The following is an 18,162-nucleotide window of genomic DNA, read 5'->3' on the forward strand; positions in this document are numbered from 1 at the left end:
GCAAAAAATCGATCAAGTGAAAGACCAGGCTGAAAAAGAAATTGAAGCCGCCAAGGAATCGGTCACCGATAAGACCCAAACAGCCGGAGAGTATGTCGACGACTCGGTGATTACCACGCAAGTCAAGGCGGCGATTTTAAACGACCCGTTGCTGAACGCCTCCCATATTGAGGTGACCACCGTCAAAGGCGTGGTGACATTGAGCGGCACAGCGGATTCCGAGCAAAGCATCAGCAGGGCGGTGGAAGTAGTCGGCAGCCAGAAACATGTGAAAGCGGTTGAAAACAATCTGGTTGTTAATGTTTTACCGGATAAAATTTAATATATTTTATCTATTATTGTTGTTGCATTGTTGAATGCGGTTCTTGTTATAGTCGCCTTTAATGAAAGGATCGTATAAATGCAATTAGAGATGTAACTGTATTAAGGAACGACCAAAGCTCGCCAGCTTCTCGGGGAGCCTTGGTACTTTCAAAAATCTAAATACCAGTAGACGCGATAGCGCATAAGCAGGAGCGACAGATCTTGTATGCTATATGCATTGTCGTTATTTCTTACGACCCACAAGGAGCAATTTTTATGAAACGGTTATATTTGGCGCTTATTTTTCTCTGCATACTGAGCAGTTTCTCTGTAGGTGCGGAAGAGTTTATTATCAAGCCGCAAACCCAAGGCGAGGTTACGTTTGTCACCGGTGGAGTCGGGGAGAATGAACGGAATGCGATGCAAGCCATGCGGGCTGAATACAATTTGAATCTGCTATTTTCGGTAAGGGATACAGGGGAATATCTCAGTGACGTGACGGTTCGTATCACGGATTCACGGGGTAATACGCTGATGGAATCTGTGTCTGATGGCCCTATGCTATTCGCCAAACTTAAGCCTGGTCGTTATATCATTAGCGCAGATCGAGGAGATGGCCAGGTAATCCATAAAAAGGTAATGGTCAAGCAGCGAACTGCACTGTCGTTTACTTGGCCTCAAGAGCAAGGGAACTAGTACTCAGTCAATCTTGTTATGCCGTGTAAAAATTGTTTAGCTCAGCGTAAATCCGCTCATCTCTTCGACAGGCTCAGGACGAACGGATTTACTTTTACCCGCCAAAATAGAATTGACTGAGTACTAGGCGGTGTCTCGTTTTTCTTCTGAGTATTTTGGTGCTGTTTTTCAGATAGGTTCTTCATTGATAGCGGGTCCTGCCAGCTATTCTGATTGGGTGGAAATGTCTGCTGTCGATGGAACATGTTGGGGAGAGGGAAGCAAACGATTGAACTCTGTTTTGACTACTTGGTAACACTCGCAGACCCGTTCTTCCAACCCCGTTCGATCCAGCACCGTGATACGGCCACGGCTGTAATCAATCAATGCAGCTCGCTGCAATTTTCCGGCAGCCTCTGTGACGCCCTCGCGGCGTACGCCGAGCATATTGGCGATTAATTCCTGAGTCATATTCAACTCATTTGAAGGGAGTCGGTCGAGGCTTAATAGCAGCCAACGGCAGAGTTGTTGGTCTAGGGAGTGATGTCGGTTGCAGACTGCCGTTTGTGCCATCTGGGTAATCAATGCCTGGGTATAGCGCAGCAATAAATGATGTAGCGTTCCGTAGCGACGCCCCCCAAAGCGGTCGAATTCCTGCATAAGCAAGTTCGCCCGCAGCCGGTAAGCGTAGCCAGCACTCTGCACAACCGCACGATTAGGCATAGTTCCTCCTCCCATAAAAAGTGCGACGCCAATGATGCCATCGTTACCGACCACGGCGATCTCGGCCGATGCACCATTCTCCATAACGTAAAGCAGTGATACGATACTGGTCGTGGAAAAGTAGGCATGAGACAACTTGTCCCCCGGCTCGTAAAGGACTTTGCCGAGCGGCATCTGGACCAGTTCCATTTGGAGGGAAAGGCGCTCGTATTCATCCGGGGGCAGGGAACCGAGGAGATGGTTTTGTCGAGGGCTGTGTAGATCAGTCATGAATGATATCCATATTTGTGGGTCAAGATTGAATGGCTCCACCAATGAGGCTTAGGCTGGGTGGAAAATCCGAAGAGACAGGGTAGAAATAGTCTTTGTATTTTATAGCACAGTGAGCGTTTTAGCTTCAAATTACTGATCGGGATCGGTTGGATAAAACAGTGTAGAACCAAGTGGCGGTCATCGGGGAATTGATCCCCTGAATCGCCGAGAATTGCTTCGGGATTGGTACTTACTGCCTCAGGTCTGGAGCGTGATCGTAATAGCTCCATTCGATGAAGGTCTATTCGATGTTATTCGGTGGAGAACCAAGGCGAATTGAATCCAGCTTAGCGAAATCTATACCTAATCATCGACATTAGCTTTATGTGCGTTAGCGTACTGACACCGCTTGGTGTTGTAGTTATATTATTGTTTAATTCGGCCTGTGTGCGTTTATGGAACCGTCTTTGATCTAATCACTAATTCAAGGCGAGACTACGTTCTCTTTTAGAACGATGATCAGCACAACCGGAATGTTGCTCTCCTTATAACTGCGAGATATACACATGGCTAGAACCCGCCGTATCCATCTAATCAACCCGAAAGCCGATACTTTTGCGACCCGACCCTTATTCTTCGGTAAGGCGCTTTATTCTCCTGTTGCAGGACTTTTAGCTATAGCGGCACTGATTCCTGAACACGACTACGAAATCATTCTGACCGATGAAAACATCGAAGCTATTGATTTCGATCTAACTGTCGATATGGTGGGTATTTCATCAATGACGTCCTATGTAAACCGGGGTTATGAAATCGCCGATACGTTCCGGGCTCGCGGTGTTCCCGTCATCATGGGCGGCGTGCATGTCAGCTATCTGCCGCAAGAAGCGCTCAAACATGCCGATGCGGTAGTGGTCGGAGAAGCCGAGCTGATCATGGACAAAGTTCTCGAAGATTTGCTCCACGGTCGGTTAAATGGTATTTACAAGGCCGAAAACCTGCATTCGATGATCGACATGCCGAAACCACGGCAAGGATTGCTAAAAAGCAACCGCTACATTAACAAGGGCTTCGTCCAGACCTCCCGGGGCTGTCATCACGGCTGCACCTTTTGCGCCGAACCGACGATGTATGGCCTGCGCTTTCGCTACCGGCCCATCGAAGATCTTATTGCCGAGATCGAGCACATCGAAGAGCGGGTGATCCTGCTCAACGACGCCGATTTTTTCGGTACGCCGAGTCGGGCCATCGAGGTCATGAGAGCATTCAAGGGCCGGGGGTTGAAATGGCAGGCCGCCGTGAACAGCCGTGACGCCAAGGATGAGCGCCTATTGGAATTGGCGGGGGAAAGCGGCTGTTTCATGCTGTCCATCGGCTTTGAGTCGATCTCGAAGCAAACCCTGCGTAACGTGCATAAGTGTCAGAACGATCCTGAATCCTACCACGAACTGGTCGAAAAACTGCACCGATACGGCATCATGGTGCTCGGCCTGTTCATGTTCGGCTTTGAAGGCGACGAACCGACCGTGTTCGACGAAACCTTGAAGTTCAACATAGATGCCAAGTTCGACATGTGCGGCTATTCGCTATTGACCCCATATCCTGGCACCATCAATTGGTTTGAGATGATGCGCCGCAAGCAGATCGTCTCTTTCGACTGGGACAAATACGATCAATCCCACATCGTCTTCAAGCCGGCCGGGTTATCGGCCGATCAGTTTTACCGCGGTTACCTGAACACCTATGACGGATTTTATACGCTGCCTTCAATGCTGCAACGTTTCCCGTGGGACGGCTCCCGCAACCGCGCTAACTGGGCCATCTACAATGCATTCTTCCGCAAAGGCGGCGTTGTGACCCGCGATCCCGATCAACTCATCGCAAGGCCGACGCCTGAACCCGAATTCGCGGCTATGCCGCCGCTGATGCCGCAAAAAGCCGCGTGGCGTGAACTGGTGATGGGGGCGACTGGAGAGGCGGGCGGGTGAGTGATTTTCGAATAACGCGGCTTGCCGGGTTTTCCGGTTTCCGTTGCTGTAAAGGCACGGAAGCCTATTACATGGCGAACAGATTTATACTTTAAAGCGCTCATATTTTCGGTTTTTGACAGGTTGCGCATGCCTTTAGAAATTATCATAAGAATCAACCTAACAGGTACGCATAGCGCACCCCGCGGTAAGTTGAAAAAACCGAAAACTCAACCGTTCAGAGTATGTGTTCTATACCGTACAGACTAAGTTTGACCTGGGCGATACACTATTTTGTGCTTAAGGCATATTTTCATGGATATCATGATCGACCTCTTACTGGCTGTTGTGATACGACTATGAATTTTGTTAATACTGAGGTTTTTAAATTATTTCGTAGTCATGTATTTGATTGTCGAGAGTATCCGGGCTAATGCATTATCGTTTCATCGAAGGAGTGATCTCAGGGCCAAAGCATACTGTTTTGGTTTTCAATTTAAAGCGTTTATCTATCAGGAGAACTACCATGTCAACTGGCACAATCTTACTTATAATTTTAATTCTTATGTTGATCGGGGTCATTCCAGCGTGGCCACATAGCCGGGGATGGGGCTACGGACCTAGCGGAGGGCTTGGACTGGTGCTGGTTATCTTGTTGGTCCTGGTCTTGATGGGTGTAGTCTAGCCGCGGATTAACATCTTCTGTCCGTACCTTCGGAGCAAAGCCGATGCAGGTTGTCTCATTACCAAGGTGAGAGGTTTATAAACCAAGCTGAAAAATATGCACCTAATCTGGCATATTATCCGGAAATTTAGCTTGTTTTGAGCCTGTTAACCGACCAGAGAACTCATGCATCAGCAATGCGCCAAGTATGAGTAGTGTGCCTATTGCCACTTTAACGGTCAGCGGTTCATGATTAACGGCATGCCCCAATAGCAAAGCCATGACCGGTGAAACTAAGGTAATCAGTGCAACCTTGGTAGCACTCTGATGGATGAGTAAATAGTAATAAAGCACAAAGCCGATCGTCGTGGCTATCACCCCCAAGTAGACAATAGATGCCAGACTGATGGGTGAAATTTCAGTGGGCCAATGACCATCAAATGTTGCCCAGGTAATCAGATAAGCCGGCAGAGACAACAACAGGCCGCCAGTGACCTGGGATAATGCCGGTATTTTTCCATCAATGCGTTTGACCCAAACCGAACTGACAGCCTGCAAAAATGTAGACACCAGTACGCCGATGATACCCAGCACTGCGTTATGACCCAATTGCCATGCCGAGCCGAACATGATCCACAAGCCGCTAATGCCCAGAATATAGGCCAGAAGGTTGCCCAGAGTCAGGCTCCGCTCACCTAGCCAGATCGCCGCCAGTAAAGCGGTCATCAACGGCAAAAGACCGAATATCACCGAAATCCAGCCGGAAGGAATAAACTGCGCCGCCCAATAAACCACCAGCATCGATCCGTAAATTTGCACGGCCACGGCAAGATAAGTCTGTCGCGCTTTACGATGCCAGGCCAGGCGTTGTCCGGACAGACCCAGCATCAATAAGATGCACGCCGTACCGATTGCCATTCGCCCGGTTACCCCGAACAGAAACCCCGGTCCTTCGCCGCTCCATTTGATAGCCAGCGGTGTCGTCGCCCAAAGTAAAACAATACTGATGTAGGCCAGATGTATACGCATCAATTTAAATCGGGTGCTGTAAAGAAAGAGGATGGTACCGATTTTCGATAGTGCCATTCATCAATGGATAACTTACTTGGCCGGCGCTAATTCAAAAATAATGAGTTCGGCGGCATCGTCGCCCACGTTTTCTACCGACATCAACTCACCCGTTTCCCAAAAAACGTCACCGGCAGAGTAGGTGTTGGCTTTGCCGCCCTCGACGACTTTTAATGTGCCTTTAACCACATAACGAGGTCCCGGTCCTTCATGGGTATGCCAAGGTGTTTTAAATGCGGGTGGGAACGCCACCCGTATCATTTTGGTATCGATGTTCGCACTGGAAAGTTCCAGTTTCTTTTCTAATAAAATAGTTCTATTCAGGCCGGTTTTCTCTAGGGCCGAGGCAGCTTGTATGCTGCTCAAGAATAGCGCTGTAAACGTTGCCAGAATAAAGCACGTTGATTTGATAGTTTGAATTTTTAACATCTACCGACCTCTCGATTTTATGTTTTAGGGGGATAAACTTAATGCGTAAGTTGTTAACTGCTGTTCTATCGCTTGATCATTTTGTAGCTTATAGCTTTCTTAACGCCGTTTAAATAAAAAGTATACGCTACTGCCTGTTTTTTCTATTTGTTAAATTCTTTAAATGCACACAGAATATGCGCATCATTATAACGCTTTGACCGACTTACCAAATTAAAGAGACGATAGGATTATTGCTCTGGATTTTTTAACTACCAGCATTTAAAACACAACACCGCACTCACGCATGAATATTGACAACATCACTCAAGTAAAAAACTACTTGCTTAATCTGCAAGACCAAATCTGCACGGCGCTTGAGTCTGTAGAACCTGACGCCCGCTTTATTGAAGATCTTTGGGACAGGGCTGAAGGTGGCGGCGGCAGAACCCGCGTCTTGGCAAATGGGCAGGTTATCGAACAGGGCGGCGTTAATTTTTCGCATGTATCCGGTTTTAAGCTTCCGCCTTCGGCAACGGCTAAGCGACCGGAACTTGCAGACCGGCAGTTTCAGGCGATGGGCGTGTCGCTGGTCATTCATCCCAACAATCCTTACGTGCCGACATCGCATGCCAATGTGCGGTTTTTAATCGCGGAAAAACCAGGTGAACCGACTATCTGGTGGTTCGGCGGCGGTTTTGACTTAACGCCGTTTTACCCGTTTAAAGAAGATGTGCTGCACTGGCATCAAACCGCCCGCGCTGCCTGTCAATCTTTCGGCGATGACATCTATCCGACTTACAAAAAATGGTGCGACGAGTATTTTTTCCTTAAACACCGTAATGAAACCCGTGGCGTAGGCGGGCTGTTTTTCGATGATTTGAACGAATGGGGTTTTGAGAAATCTTTCGCTTTTATGCAAAGCGTGGGCAATCATTATATCGATGCATATTTGCCTATCATACAAAAACGCCAGGACATGCCTTATGGCGATAGGGAGCGCGATTTTCAGCTATACCGCCGGGGGCGTTATGTTGAATTTAACCTGGTTTATGATCGCGGCACCTTGTTTGGTTTGCAATCGGGCGGACGTACCGAATCGATTTTAATGTCCATGCCCCCGGTAGCTCACTGGAAATACAACTGGCAGCCAGAGCCGGGCAGTGCGGAGGCCATGCTCTATGAGGAATATTTAAAGCCCCAAAACTGGCTGGGTGCTTGAGTAGGTAATAAAAAATATACGAAAATTAAAAAATTCTTACCACGAAGAAAAAACAAAGCAAAAACTTCGTGTCCTTCGTGTGTTCGTGGTGATATGTTTAATACTTCCTGCTTAATCATTAGAACTTGCCTGAGACTAAATTGAAACCTATAATCGAGCATTTTTGTAATGGGCGGCAGGTTGCGGCCTATTTATTCCTTTAATTACAGACGGAAGCAATGACTAGCCACATTATGCCAACCTACGGCCGTTTACCCATAACCTTCGAACGGGGAGAAGGTGCATGGTTGTTTGATCAAAATAATAATCGCTACCTGGATGCGGTATCCGGCATAGCGGTGTGCAGCTTGGGTCATGCTCATCCTGCCATACATCAAGCTATCTGCAAACAAAGTGAAAAACTGCTGCACACCTCAAACCTGTACGGTATCGCCGTTCAGGAACAGTTGGCCGACAAACTGGCCGAAAAAAGCGGCATGGATAATGTGTTTTTTTGCAATTCCGGTGCGGAAGCCAATGAAGCAGCAATCAAATTGGCGCGCAAATACGGTTACGAGCAGGGTATAGAAAATCCGGCGATTATTGTCATGGAAAGAAGTTTTCATGGTCGCACGCTGGCAACGCTGAGCGCGACCGGCAACGCTAAAATCCAACAAGGCTTTGCGCCGCTGGTTGAAGGCTTTATTCGTGTGCCTTACAACGACGTCAACGCCATCGAACAAGCGGTTGAGCAGAATAAGAACGTCGTTGCGGTGTTGGTTGAACCGATACAGGGTGAGGGCGGCGTCAACATTCCTGCCGCCGATTATCTTAACCGAATCCGCAGTCTGTGCGACCGGCATAACCTGCTGATGATGCTCGATGAAATTCAGACCGGTGTAGGCCGTACCGGTAAGTTTCTCGCGTTTCAGCACAACGCCATACTTCCGGATGTCTGCACGCTGGCTAAAGCCTTGGGCAACGGCGTACCCATTGGCGCCTGTCTTGCCCAAGGCAAAGCGGCCAAGGTATTCACCGCAGGCAATCACGGCTCCACTTTTGGCGGCAATCCGTTAGCCTGTAGCGCGGCTTTAGCGGTCTTGGCGACATTGGACGCTGAAAACCTGATCGATCAGGCCGCGCAAAAAGGCGATGCTATCTGTTCTGCATTTAAAGACCGGTTACAGGGCAATGCTCATGTTGTCGATATTCGTCACAAAGGCCTGATGATCGGCATCGAACTCGACAGTCCATGTACTGAGTTAGTGCAAGCAGCGCTGCAAAATAACTTGTTGATTAATGTTACCAGTGAAAAAACCATTCGTTTATTGCCGCCATTAATCATTAACGATCAACAAATCACTCAACTTGTAGAAACCTTATCGGCTCTTATTCATAAGCATACAGACACTCCCTATGAATCCTAGACATTTTATCAGCCTGCTTGACTTATCCGGCGACGAATTGCGTAGCTTGATCAACAGAGGCATCGTCCTAAAAAATAACCGTGATCCTGATTACCAACCGTTAAAAGGTCAGGTCTTGGCGATGATTTTTGAAAAATCGTCGACGCGCACCCGCATTTCATTTGAATCCGGCATGAGTCATTTCGGCGGCAGCGCCTTGTTTTTATCGCCCAGAGATACCCAGTTGGGCCGGGGCGAACCGCTGCAAGACAGTGCCAGAGTCATTTCCAGTATGGTCGATTGCATCATGCTTAGAACCGATAAGCACGAAACGGTGACCACCTTCGCCCAATATTCAAGCGTCCCTGTGATCAATGGCTTGACCGATTTACAGCATCCCTGCCAATTACTGGCCGACATGCAGACTTATTTTGAACATCGCGGCGACATCAAAGGCAAAACGGTGACCTGGATCGGCGACGGCAATAATATGTGCCACTCCTATATCCATGCGGCAACGGTGCTGGACTTTACGTTGAATATTGCCTGCCCAAAAGACTATCAGCCGTTAACAGCCATCGTCGAAGCTGCCGGAGAACGCGTCCGGTTTTTTGATACGCCTTTGGCCGCCGCTCAAAATTCAGATCTGGTGGTCACCGATGTTTGGGCCAGTATGGGGCAGGAAGAAGAACAAAAACAACGCGAGATGGCCTTTAAGGATTATCAGGTCAACGCCGAGATCATGAAAGCTGCGAATAGTGACGCGCTGTTTATGCACTGTTTGCCCGCTCATCGGGGTGAGGAAGTCAGCGCCGAAGTGATTGACGGCTCTCAAAGCGTTATCTTTGATGAAGCTGAAAATCGCCTGCATGCACAAAAGGCACTGCTGGAATTTCTCCTGTGCAAAAAATCACGTTAGAATTAACCTTAATCGCATCGGTCCTCTATCGATTGCGACGCATCTACCATTCCTGGCAGTCGGTCGCATAGGTTCCTTACCGATTGCGGCACTTCCGCCATCCCTGGCAGTCGTCAGGTGAACAACCCTAGAGATTCAAGTGAAAAAAATACTAAACTCGTTTTTTATCTTACTGGTAACTTTTGGTTCGGCCCAAGCTGAAACCGTCTATGTTACCGACAATTTGAATTTATCACTCAGGAGTGAAGAAAATAACAGCAGTAAAGTTGTAAAGCTGCTTCCGACCGGCACCCCCCTTACGGTAATAGAAGAAAACAGAAGCACCGGATTCGCTCACGTCCGACTGAATGATGGCACGGAAGGCTACATGCCGATCCGTAATACCATGAAGGAACCACCCAGCCGTGCTCAATTAGAGGTTGTCAACAAAAGTATGGCGGCGTTGCAGTCTGAAAATGCCACACTCAAGGCCGAACTAGCCACAGTAAAAGAATCCATTACGCCCGGAACGACTCTTGAACAGTCTTTGGCAACAGAACGGGATCAGTTAAACAGGGAGCTCAACGAGCTGAAAAAAACCGCGGCCAGCACCATCGAGTTAAAAAACCAGCGCGATGAACTTCAAGAACGCGTGGTTAATGTTGAACGGGAATTGCAACAATTCAAGCTTGAAAATCAAGCGTTGCAAGATACCGCCAATCAAGACTGGTTTTTATACGGCGGCATACTGGCTCTTATCGGTGTTATTTTAGGATTTATTTTGCCTAAACTCAGCTGGCGCCGTAGCAGAAGCAGCTGGGATTCGTATTAATTAAGGCAAAAGGCGAAAGGCAAAAGGCAAAAAAGCCCGGTTCCTTCGCCTTTCGCCTTTCGCCTTTTTCGCCCTTAGACTTTAATTTTAATTATGAGTGACAAAAACACCCGCACTTTCTCTTCCCTGGTCGTTGATGGCATGGAGCGCGCACCGAGCCGCGCCATGTTGCACGCCGTCGGTTTTAACAATGAAGATTTCAAGAAACCGCAAATAGGCATTGCTTCCACATGGAGCATGGTCACGCCTTGCAATATGCATATCAACAAGCTGGCCGATGCGGCAGCGGTTGGCGTTAACAATGCCGACGGCAAGGCCGTGATCTTTAACACCATCACCATTTCCGATGGCATTTCAATGGGCACCGAGGGCATGAAATATTCGCTGGTGTCCCGCGAAGTGATTGCCGACTCGATTGAAACCGTGGTCGGTTGCCAGGGTTTTGACGGTGTCGTCGCGATCGGCGGCTGCGACAAAAACATGCCGGGCTGCATGATTGCTTTGGCACGTTTAAACCGCCCGGCTGTGTTTGTTTACGGCGGAACGATTATGCCCGGCTGTCACAAAGACAAAAAACTGGATGTGGTTTCCGTATTTGAAGCGGTCGGCGCCAGAGCCAACAACCAGATCGATGATGCCGAGCTGGCTGAAATTGAAGCCAAAGCTATACCGGGAGCGGGTTCCTGCGGCGGCATGTACACCGCCAACACGATGGCGTCGGCCATTGAAGCGCTGGGCATGAGCTTGCCTAATAGCTCAGCTCAGGCAGCCATTTCAAACGACAAACGTCTGGATTGCGAACGCGCCGGCGCGGCCGTTTTGGAACTATTGAAAAAGGATATCAAGCCCAGAGACATCATGACCAAAGCCGCGTTTGAGAATGCCATTACCGTAGTTATTGCACTCGGCGGCTCGACCAATGCGGTATTGCACATCCTGGCGATGGCTAATTCAACCGGCGTGGATATTACCCTGGACGACTTCACCCGCATCGGCAAACATGTACCTATGCTGGCCGATTTAAAGCCCAGCGGCCGTTATTTGATGACCGAATTGATCGAAATCGGCGGCATACAACCGTTGATGAAAATCCTGCTGGACAAAGGGTTGCTGCACGGCGATTGTTTAACCGTTACCGGCCTTACGCTGGCGGAAAATCTGGCTGATGTTAATCCGTATCCTGAAGACCAGGATGTGATTCATTCTCTGGATAATCCGATCAAAAAAGACAGTCATTTGGTGGTGATGTACGGCAATCTGGCTTCAGAAGGCGCGGTCGCCAAAATTACCGGCAAGGAAGGGCTAGTGTTTACCGGCACAGCCAAAGTGTTCGATGCCGAAGAACAGGCGTTGAAAAGTATTTTAAACGGCGATATCGTCAAAGGGGACGTCATCGTTATCCGCTACGAGGGCCCCAAAGGTGGTCCCGGCATGAGAGAAATGCTTACTCCTACCTCGGCGGTCATGGGCAAAGGTTTGGGCAAGGAAGTGGCGTTAATTACCGACGGCCGGTTTTCCGGCGGCACCCACGGTTTCGTGGTCGGGCATATCACGCCTGAAGCTTATGTCGGCGGCGCACTGGCGATAGTCGAGAATGGCGATACTATCACCATCGACGCGGAAAACAACGAATTGAAACTGCATGTCAACGAACATGAAATAGCTCGTCGTTTTGAAAAATGGACACAACCCGCGCCGCGTTATACCCGTGGCGTGTTGGCGAAATATGCCAAGTTGGTGAGTTCTGCTTCGTTAGGCGCGGTTACGGATAATTTGGATTGATGTATGGTACTCATCGCGTACCTTTTCAATTTTCTGGCTATTCTAAAATTGGTACGCGATGCGTCGTACCCTACTCGGCTAGATAATTTGGAGTAACCATGAGTGACGAAGTAAGGTTGAATCATTTTTTTTCCGTATTACGGGAGAAACACAACGTATTTTCGGATAATTATACTTTCTTTGCTCCCAAGCTAGCTCCCCGGTTTAATAGCTTTAAATTTATCCGTCCAGATGAGATGAAGCTATCCGAAATTCTGGCTATGCTGCTAAATCCGCAGGGAGATCATGCACAGGGAGATATTTTTTTGCGGCTATTTTTCGCGGAAATAGATCTCACCTACCCAATTTATAAGAGCAACATTAAAATTGGCTGTGAGGTTTCTACAGACAGGATAGAAAACAAATCGCGACGTATTGATATTGAAATCAATTTTGGTGATCAATTCGGGCTTGCCATTGAAAATAAGCCTTGGACATATGACCAATTTCAGCAACTTAGTGATTACGCTAAGCAAATGCAAAATAAATTTGGTGAAAACTGGTGTTTAATTTATCTGTCAGGGGACGACTCGAATCCTAGTGAAGGTAGCGTATCTCCAGCGCAGCTTGAGACGTGGGAAGAAAATAACCAATACAAAAAAATAAATTTTGGTCAGATTTTGGAATGGCTAAAAAAGTGTGAGGCACAATGTCAAGCGGATCATGTGCGGCATTTTTTACGCGATTTTATTGGTTATTGTAGAAGTGAATTTTTGGGAGAGACAGACATGGTAGATGCTAATTTGATAAAAGATTTTGCCTTAAAATGCGAAAACCTAGAATTGTCACTTGCTATTGGGCAACAAATGATAGCTATAAAAGAAGAGTTGCTCAAAAAATTTGTGGCGGATTTAGAAACACAATTTAAAGATGCTCTCCCAAGCTGGGAATTCACACCGGACAAAAATTTTAGCTATTGGTCGTGTAAGCGGAATCCTTTTAAATTTCATAAGGTAGAGTGGGAAAATTATTGTCTCGCAATTGAATTCGATAAAAATCAATGTATTGGACTGGCTTTTGGGGTTCGTAAAATGGATGACAATATTCCTGATTTGCCTGATGACGTTCTTAAAAATTTGAATGAGAAATTAAATAAGTCAGGGTTAAAAAGTTCATGGTGGCCTTGGTATCAAAATTTCCCTTCGCCATATTTTGAGTGGTGGAATAATATTGAGCCTTGGCTTGATATTCAGTCTGGAGAAATGGCTAAGAGAGTCATAGATGAAATTGTGGCGTTGGCACATGAATCAGAAGCAATTATTGATGAAGCAGAGCTTGCCGTAGGATGGGCTTTAGTCCCGTAGGTTGAGTTAGTAGCTTATTGAGCGTAGCGAGATAACGTAACCTACATATACTCCTGGAGTTTGAAAATCAGCAAACATTGCGCACATCTGACTGAAATGAGGGTGACATAATGAATACAGCCGAATTAATTTACCAAAAAGCAAAGGCATTGCCCGAAGTTGAGGCGCGAGAAATTCTGGATTTCATGGAATTTTTGGAAACCAAGCGCCGAGGCGAAAGCGAAACTGCTTATCTTTTGCAAGAACCGGAAAATGCCCGAAGACTGTTGGCGGCGGCGGACAACATCCGGGCTGGACGATGCGTTGAAGCACGGGAATTGCTGCCCGATGATTAATTTCGAGCAGCAAGGATGGGAAACTACCTGTTTTGGAAGCAAGCCGACAAGACCAAGGTTAAGCGTATCAATCAGTTAATCAGGGATATTCAACGCGATCCATTCGATGGCATTGGTAAGCCCGAAGCCTTGCGCCACGGGTTGACGGGATTATGGTCACGCCGTATTGATGACGACTGCATGGGTGCAGGAGGTAGAGCAATGCAGGAGCAATTGCCGAGGACATCGGCTGATTTATTCAGTGAGCGACAGAAAAATCATCATTGCCCAATGCCGTTATCACTATGGTGATTGAAGCTGGAACTTGGGAACTAGCCAATAACATTCTTGCCAAACAAACCATGAAACCACAAAACTCATTCGTCAGCTGGTTTAGGGATTCATCCCCCTACATTCACGCCCACCGCAATAAAACCTTTGTTATTTTCTTTGGTGGCGAAGCGGTGCTGGCTGATGATTTCGATCACCACGTTCACGATTTCGCCTTACTGAACAGCCTGGGCATACGCCTGGTTTTGGTCCACGGCATACGTCCGCAGATCGACCAGCGGCTCGTCAAGCTGGACGTTTCCGCCCGTTTTCACAAAAACCTGCGCATTACCGACGATGTCGCGTTGCAATGCGTTAAGGAAGCCGCCGGACTGGTCCGCGTGGAAATTGAAGCGCTGCTATCTATGGGGCTGGCCAACTCGCCGATGGCGGGGGCTAAAATCAAGGTGGCCTCGGGAAATTTTGTCGTCGCCAAACCGATAGGCGTGATCGACGGCATCGATTACTGCCATACTGGGGAAGTTCGTCGTATCGACGGTGCGGCCATTCATCAGCAACTCGACCAGGACAATGTGGTGTTAATCTCGCCGGTCGGTTATTCGCCGAGCGGCGAAGTCTTCAATCTGTCGGCAGAACAAGTCGCTACGGCGGTTTCGATTACGTTAAAAGCCGAAAAACTGGTTTTGTTGACCGAACAAAGCTGCTGCAATCCCGATAACGGCGAGCAAATCCAGCAAATGACCACCGCCGAAGCCGACGCTTTTTTACAGCAACACCCGGACATATCAACCGATATCAGCTTGCCGCTCAAAGCCGCTATGCAAAGCTGCCAATCCGGGATCGACCGTGTGCATTTAATTAATCGGGCCATTGACGGTGCGCTGCTGCTGGAGTTATTCAGCCGCGACGGCATAGGCACGCTGATCAGCTCGACGGCTTTTGAAGAACTGCGCCCGGCCACGTTGAACGACATCGGCGGCATTCTGGAGTTGATCAAGCCGCTGGAGCAGCAAGGCAAGCTGGCCAAGCGCTCCAGGGAAAAAATTGAAATGGAAATCGCCGACTATATTGTTATCGAACGCGACGGCCTGATTATCGGCTGTACCGCATTACATCCTGACGTGCAAGGCCGGTTCGGCGCCATTGCCTGCCTTGCTGTGCATCCGGATTATCAGGGATCGGCCAGAGGCAATCGCATGCTTGAATATGTCTATCGCAGGGCGGGAGAACTCAGGCTTAAGAAATTATTCGTGTTGTCTACGCAAACCATGCACTGGTTTATTGAACGGGGGTTTTTATCGTCATCTATTACCGATCTCCCCGATCAGCTCAAGGTGTTATATAACCCGCAAAGAAACTCTAAAATTCTTTGTAAAGAAATCGCATAGAATCTTCCCATGACCAATAACCCCGCCTGTATATCAATCCTGCAACTATCTGATTTGCATATTCTGGCGGAACCGGAAGATAAAATGCTGGGAATTAATACTGAGCATTATTTTCATGCCTGTCTTGAGCAGGCCTTTACTGAAAATCGTCATTTCGATTTGATTTTGCTGACGGGTGATTTGGCTCAGGATCCTTGCCTTGCAAGCTACCAACGCATCTTAAACAGCCTTGAAGTCTATGGAACGCCATGTATCTGCCTGCCCGGCAATCATGACGATTATAAGTTTATGCAGCAGATATTTAATACCGACAGGATTAACTGCCGCAAACAGGTTAAGCTGGGTAATTGGCAGCTGATTAGCCTGAACAGCCAAATACCTGGAAAACCCGGTGGTCGTTTATCAAATGAGGAATTGGCATTTCTTGAAAACTGCTTAACTGAAAACCCAGATCGCCATGCGCTTGTCGCAGTCCATCATCATTTTCTGGAAACTAAAAGTCCCTGGATGGATACCATGATTATAGAAAACAGTCGGGAGTTATTGGCGATAATTGATAAATACCCGCAAGTAAAAGTCATAACTACGGGGCATATCCATCAAGTCATGGATATAAAGACAGCAGCTCTTCGGGTATTGGGAGTGCCTTCAACCTGCTTTCAATTTGCACCTGAAACCCTTGAATTCAGTGTGAGCGATGCGGCTCCGGGTTATCGATTAATAGAGCTGTATGCAGACGGTCGGGTTGAATCCGAGGTTGTCCGTTTGCCGGAGCCATTGACCGAATTGCGGGCAAATGCACATGGATATTGAAAACAGGGTCAAAGCCATATATGCGCTGAAAAATGAAGCGCATCGTTCTCGTTCGATGTAAAAGACAGGCTGGTTATTTCCGGGACTAAACAGCTAATCGATTAATTTTTAATGCCAATACCTTTATGCAAAAGATAAAGGCTAAATAATGTCAGGGTAATAATAAATCCACCGGTAATGATAAATGTCATCTGAATATCAACATCCGTCACACCTATCAAGCCGTAACGAAAGGCGTTAATCATATATAAGATAGGATTTCCCATAGAGATATTCTGCCAAATACTGGGCAACATATTTACCGAATAGAAAACGCCTCCCAGATAGCTTAACGGAGTTAATACAAAGTTCGGGATAATCGAAATATCGTCAAAACTCTCGGCGAGTATCGCATTGATAAAGCCAGCCAAAGAAAATACAGTGGCTGTCAGCACGGCGATTGACAGGGCAATAGCGATGTTATTAACGGTAATATCTGTAAATAACAAAGAAATCAAAGTTACAACAATACCCACCAGTAATCCGCGGATGATGCCGCCGCTTACATAGCCGCCAAGAATCACCCAGTTGGGTATCGGGGCAACCAGTAGTTCTTCAATATTACGTTGGAATTTGGTCGAGTAAAACGAAGACACTACATTGGCGTAGGAATGGCTGATAACCGACATTAAAATAATGCCGGGAACGATATAGTCCATGTAGCTGGCGCCGCTGATAGTGCCTATACGGTCGCCGATTAACTTGCCGAAAATCAGAAAATACAGTGCGGTGGTGATAGCCGGCGGCAGTAAGGTTTGCGGCCAGATACGGATAAATCGGAATATCTCTTTGGTAACAATGGTTCTAAAGGCAATAGAGTAATTCATTATTTATTACCTGTCGCTTTTGAGCCGATGGGGTTTGAGTCAATCAAATCCATAAATAATTGTTCCAACCGATTAGTCTTGTTTTTCAAGCTGGTGACTTCGATATTCTGTGCGGTTAATTGACTGAATAGCTTATTAAGGCTGTGCTCTTTAGGTACGGCGACACTAAGCGTCTTGTCAGTCACACGCTCAATTTGGCAGCCTTCAAGCACAGGCGCCGCAGCAATAGGGCGAGCCAGATCCAGTACAAAATGTTCGACATGCAGTCTCGCCAGCAAACTTGCCATATCGGAATTTTCGACAATTTTCCCATGATTGATGATAGCGATATTGCGACACAGACTTTCCGCTTCTTCGAGATAGTGCGTGGTTAAAATGATAGTCGTGCCTTGCTGATTCACTTCCTGCATCATTTGCCACATGGAACGGCGTATTTCTATATCGACGCCTGCGGTTGGTTCATCAAGAATCAATAACTTGGGCGCATGCACCAGGGCGCGGGCTATCATGACCCGGCGTTTCATGCCGCCTGACAAGCGCCTAGAAACAGTATCGCGCTTGTCCCATAAATCCATTTGTTTAAGACAGTATTCGGTGCGTTGCAGCGCAAGTTTACGCGACAGCCCGTAATAGCCGGCCTGATTGAGCAAAATACTCTTGACGGTGTCGAACTGATTAAAATTGACCTCCTGCGGAACCAGGCCGATACAGCTTTTGGCTTTTGCTCGCTCACGTCTTAAGTCATGCCCGAAGATACTGACTGAGCCGCTGGATTCATTGACCAGTGAGCTGATAATGCCTATAGCCGTTGACTTGCCGGCGCCATTCGGTCCCAGCAAGGCAAAGAAATCGCCGGCCTCAACATCAAGATCAATGCCTTTTAAGGCTTCAAAGCCGTTATTATAGATTTTTCTGAGATTACGCAGAGATAATGCATTCATGCTGAAACTAACACTTAACGGAAGCCT

19 protein-coding genes are annotated in these 18,162 nt (G+C 47.5%); 14 read left to right on the top strand and 5 right to left on the bottom strand.

Features of this window, described 5'->3' with window-relative positions; translation table 11 throughout:
- The coding region (locus Q8L79_RS12375; RefSeq protein ID WP_305271702.1) for a BON domain-containing protein at positions 1–322 on the top strand (322 nt) is incomplete at its 5' end.
- A gap of 257 nt (positions 323–579) precedes the next feature.
- Entirely contained in the window at positions 580–999 is a 420-nt protein-coding gene (locus Q8L79_RS12380) for a carboxypeptidase regulatory-like domain-containing protein (protein ID WP_305271704.1), read from the top strand.
- A gap of 204 nt (positions 1,000–1,203) precedes the next feature.
- On the opposite strand, the gene Q8L79_RS12385 is transcribed toward Q8L79_RS12380, so the two are convergent.
- Positions 1,204–1,971: a Crp/Fnr family transcriptional regulator gene (locus tag Q8L79_RS12385; RefSeq protein ID WP_305271706.1), complete on the bottom strand. Its 768-nt coding sequence runs from the start codon at positions 1,969–1,971 to the stop codon at positions 1,204–1,206.
- Between the two features lie 548 nt (positions 1,972–2,519).
- Between Q8L79_RS12385 and Q8L79_RS12390 the strand changes: the two genes are divergently transcribed.
- The gene (locus tag Q8L79_RS12390; protein ID WP_305271708.1) at positions 2,520–3,941 is read left to right on the top strand and encodes a B12-binding domain-containing radical SAM protein; all 1,422 of its coding nucleotides are present in this window, start codon (positions 2,520–2,522) and stop codon (positions 3,939–3,941) included.
- Between the two features lie 505 nt (positions 3,942–4,446).
- Entirely contained in the window at positions 4,447–4,605 is a 159-nt protein-coding gene (locus Q8L79_RS12395; protein ID WP_305271709.1) for a DUF3309 family protein, read from the top strand.
- A 102-nt stretch (positions 4,606–4,707) separates the two neighbouring features.
- Here Q8L79_RS12395 and Q8L79_RS12400 read toward each other — a convergent pair whose 3' ends face one another.
- A complete protein-coding gene (locus Q8L79_RS12400; RefSeq protein ID WP_305271981.1) occupies positions 4,708–5,613 on the bottom strand; it encodes a DMT family transporter in 906 nt (301 codons plus the stop codon).
- 72 nt (positions 5,614–5,685) lie between these two features.
- Positions 5,686–6,081 carry a cupin domain-containing protein gene (locus Q8L79_RS12405; protein ID WP_305271711.1) on the bottom strand — a complete coding sequence of 132 codons (396 nt, stop codon included), beginning with the start codon at positions 6,079–6,081 and terminating at the stop codon, positions 5,686–5,688.
- A gap of 286 nt (positions 6,082–6,367) precedes the next feature.
- Between Q8L79_RS12405 and hemF the strand changes: the two genes are divergently transcribed.
- The 10 genes from hemF to cpdA all read left to right on the top strand — a co-directional run bounded on the left by hemF (position 6,368) and on the right by cpdA (position 16,328).
- Complete coding sequence (gene hemF, locus Q8L79_RS12410) at positions 6,368–7,282, top strand: oxygen-dependent coproporphyrinogen oxidase (protein ID WP_305271713.1); 915 nt, start codon at positions 6,368–6,370, stop codon at positions 7,280–7,282.
- Between the two features lie 218 nt (positions 7,283–7,500).
- Entirely contained in the window at positions 7,501–8,688 is a 1,188-nt protein-coding gene (locus tag Q8L79_RS12415) for an aspartate aminotransferase family protein (RefSeq protein ID WP_305271715.1), read from the top strand.
- A complete protein-coding gene (argF, locus tag Q8L79_RS12420; RefSeq protein ID WP_305271717.1) occupies positions 8,678–9,586 on the top strand; it encodes an ornithine carbamoyltransferase in 909 nt (302 codons plus the stop codon). The genes Q8L79_RS12415 and argF overlap by 11 nt, the downstream gene beginning before the upstream one ends.
- Positions 9,587–9,725: 139 nt before the next feature.
- The gene (locus Q8L79_RS12425) at positions 9,726–10,397 is read left to right on the top strand and encodes a TIGR04211 family SH3 domain-containing protein (RefSeq protein ID WP_305271719.1); all 672 of its coding nucleotides are present in this window, start codon (positions 9,726–9,728) and stop codon (positions 10,395–10,397) included.
- A 93-nt stretch (positions 10,398–10,490) separates the two neighbouring features.
- On the top strand, positions 10,491–12,179 hold the full coding sequence (gene ilvD / locus Q8L79_RS12430; protein ID WP_305271720.1) for a dihydroxy-acid dehydratase: 1,689 nt from the start codon (positions 10,491–10,493) through the stop codon (positions 12,177–12,179).
- A 98-nt stretch (positions 12,180–12,277) separates the two neighbouring features.
- Entirely contained in the window at positions 12,278–13,522 is a 1,245-nt protein-coding gene (locus Q8L79_RS12435; protein ID WP_305271722.1) for a PD-(D/E)XK nuclease family protein, read from the top strand.
- Positions 13,523–13,632: 110 nt separating this feature from the next.
- Entirely contained in the window at positions 13,633–13,857 is a 225-nt protein-coding gene (locus Q8L79_RS12440; RefSeq protein WP_305271724.1) for a DUF2281 domain-containing protein, read from the top strand.
- Positions 13,858–13,872: 15 nt separating this feature from the next.
- Positions 13,873–14,148, top strand: coding sequence for a Txe/YoeB family addiction module toxin (locus tag Q8L79_RS12445; RefSeq protein WP_370869958.1), 276 nt, complete (start codon positions 13,873–13,875; stop codon positions 14,146–14,148).
- 50 nt (positions 14,149–14,198) lie between these two features.
- Positions 14,199–15,515 (top strand): amino-acid N-acetyltransferase, encoded by a 1,317-nt coding sequence (argA, locus tag Q8L79_RS12450; RefSeq protein WP_305271983.1) that lies wholly within the window; start codon positions 14,199–14,201, stop codon positions 15,513–15,515.
- A gap of 9 nt (positions 15,516–15,524) precedes the next feature.
- Complete coding sequence (gene cpdA / locus Q8L79_RS12455; RefSeq protein ID WP_305271726.1) at positions 15,525–16,328, top strand: 3',5'-cyclic-AMP phosphodiesterase; 804 nt, start codon at positions 15,525–15,527, stop codon at positions 16,326–16,328.
- A gap of 101 nt (positions 16,329–16,429) precedes the next feature.
- Here the strand turns inward: cpdA and Q8L79_RS12460 are convergent, their stop codons facing one another.
- Both Q8L79_RS12460 and Q8L79_RS12465 read right to left on the bottom strand, forming a co-directional pair.
- Positions 16,430–17,194 carry an ABC transporter permease gene (locus Q8L79_RS12460; RefSeq protein WP_305271728.1) on the bottom strand — a complete coding sequence of 255 codons (765 nt, stop codon included), beginning with the start codon at positions 17,192–17,194 and terminating at the stop codon, positions 16,430–16,432.
- On the bottom strand, positions 17,194–18,135 hold the full coding sequence (locus Q8L79_RS12465; protein WP_305271729.1) for an ABC transporter ATP-binding protein: 942 nt from the start codon (positions 18,133–18,135) through the stop codon (positions 17,194–17,196). Before Q8L79_RS12465 ends, Q8L79_RS12460 begins: the two co-directional genes overlap by 1 nt.
- Between the last annotated feature and the right edge of the window lie 27 nt (positions 18,136–18,162).

The organism is Methylobacter sp. (assembly GCF_030680395.1).
GTDB lineage: Bacteria > Pseudomonadota > Gammaproteobacteria > Methylococcales > Methylomonadaceae > Methylobacter_A.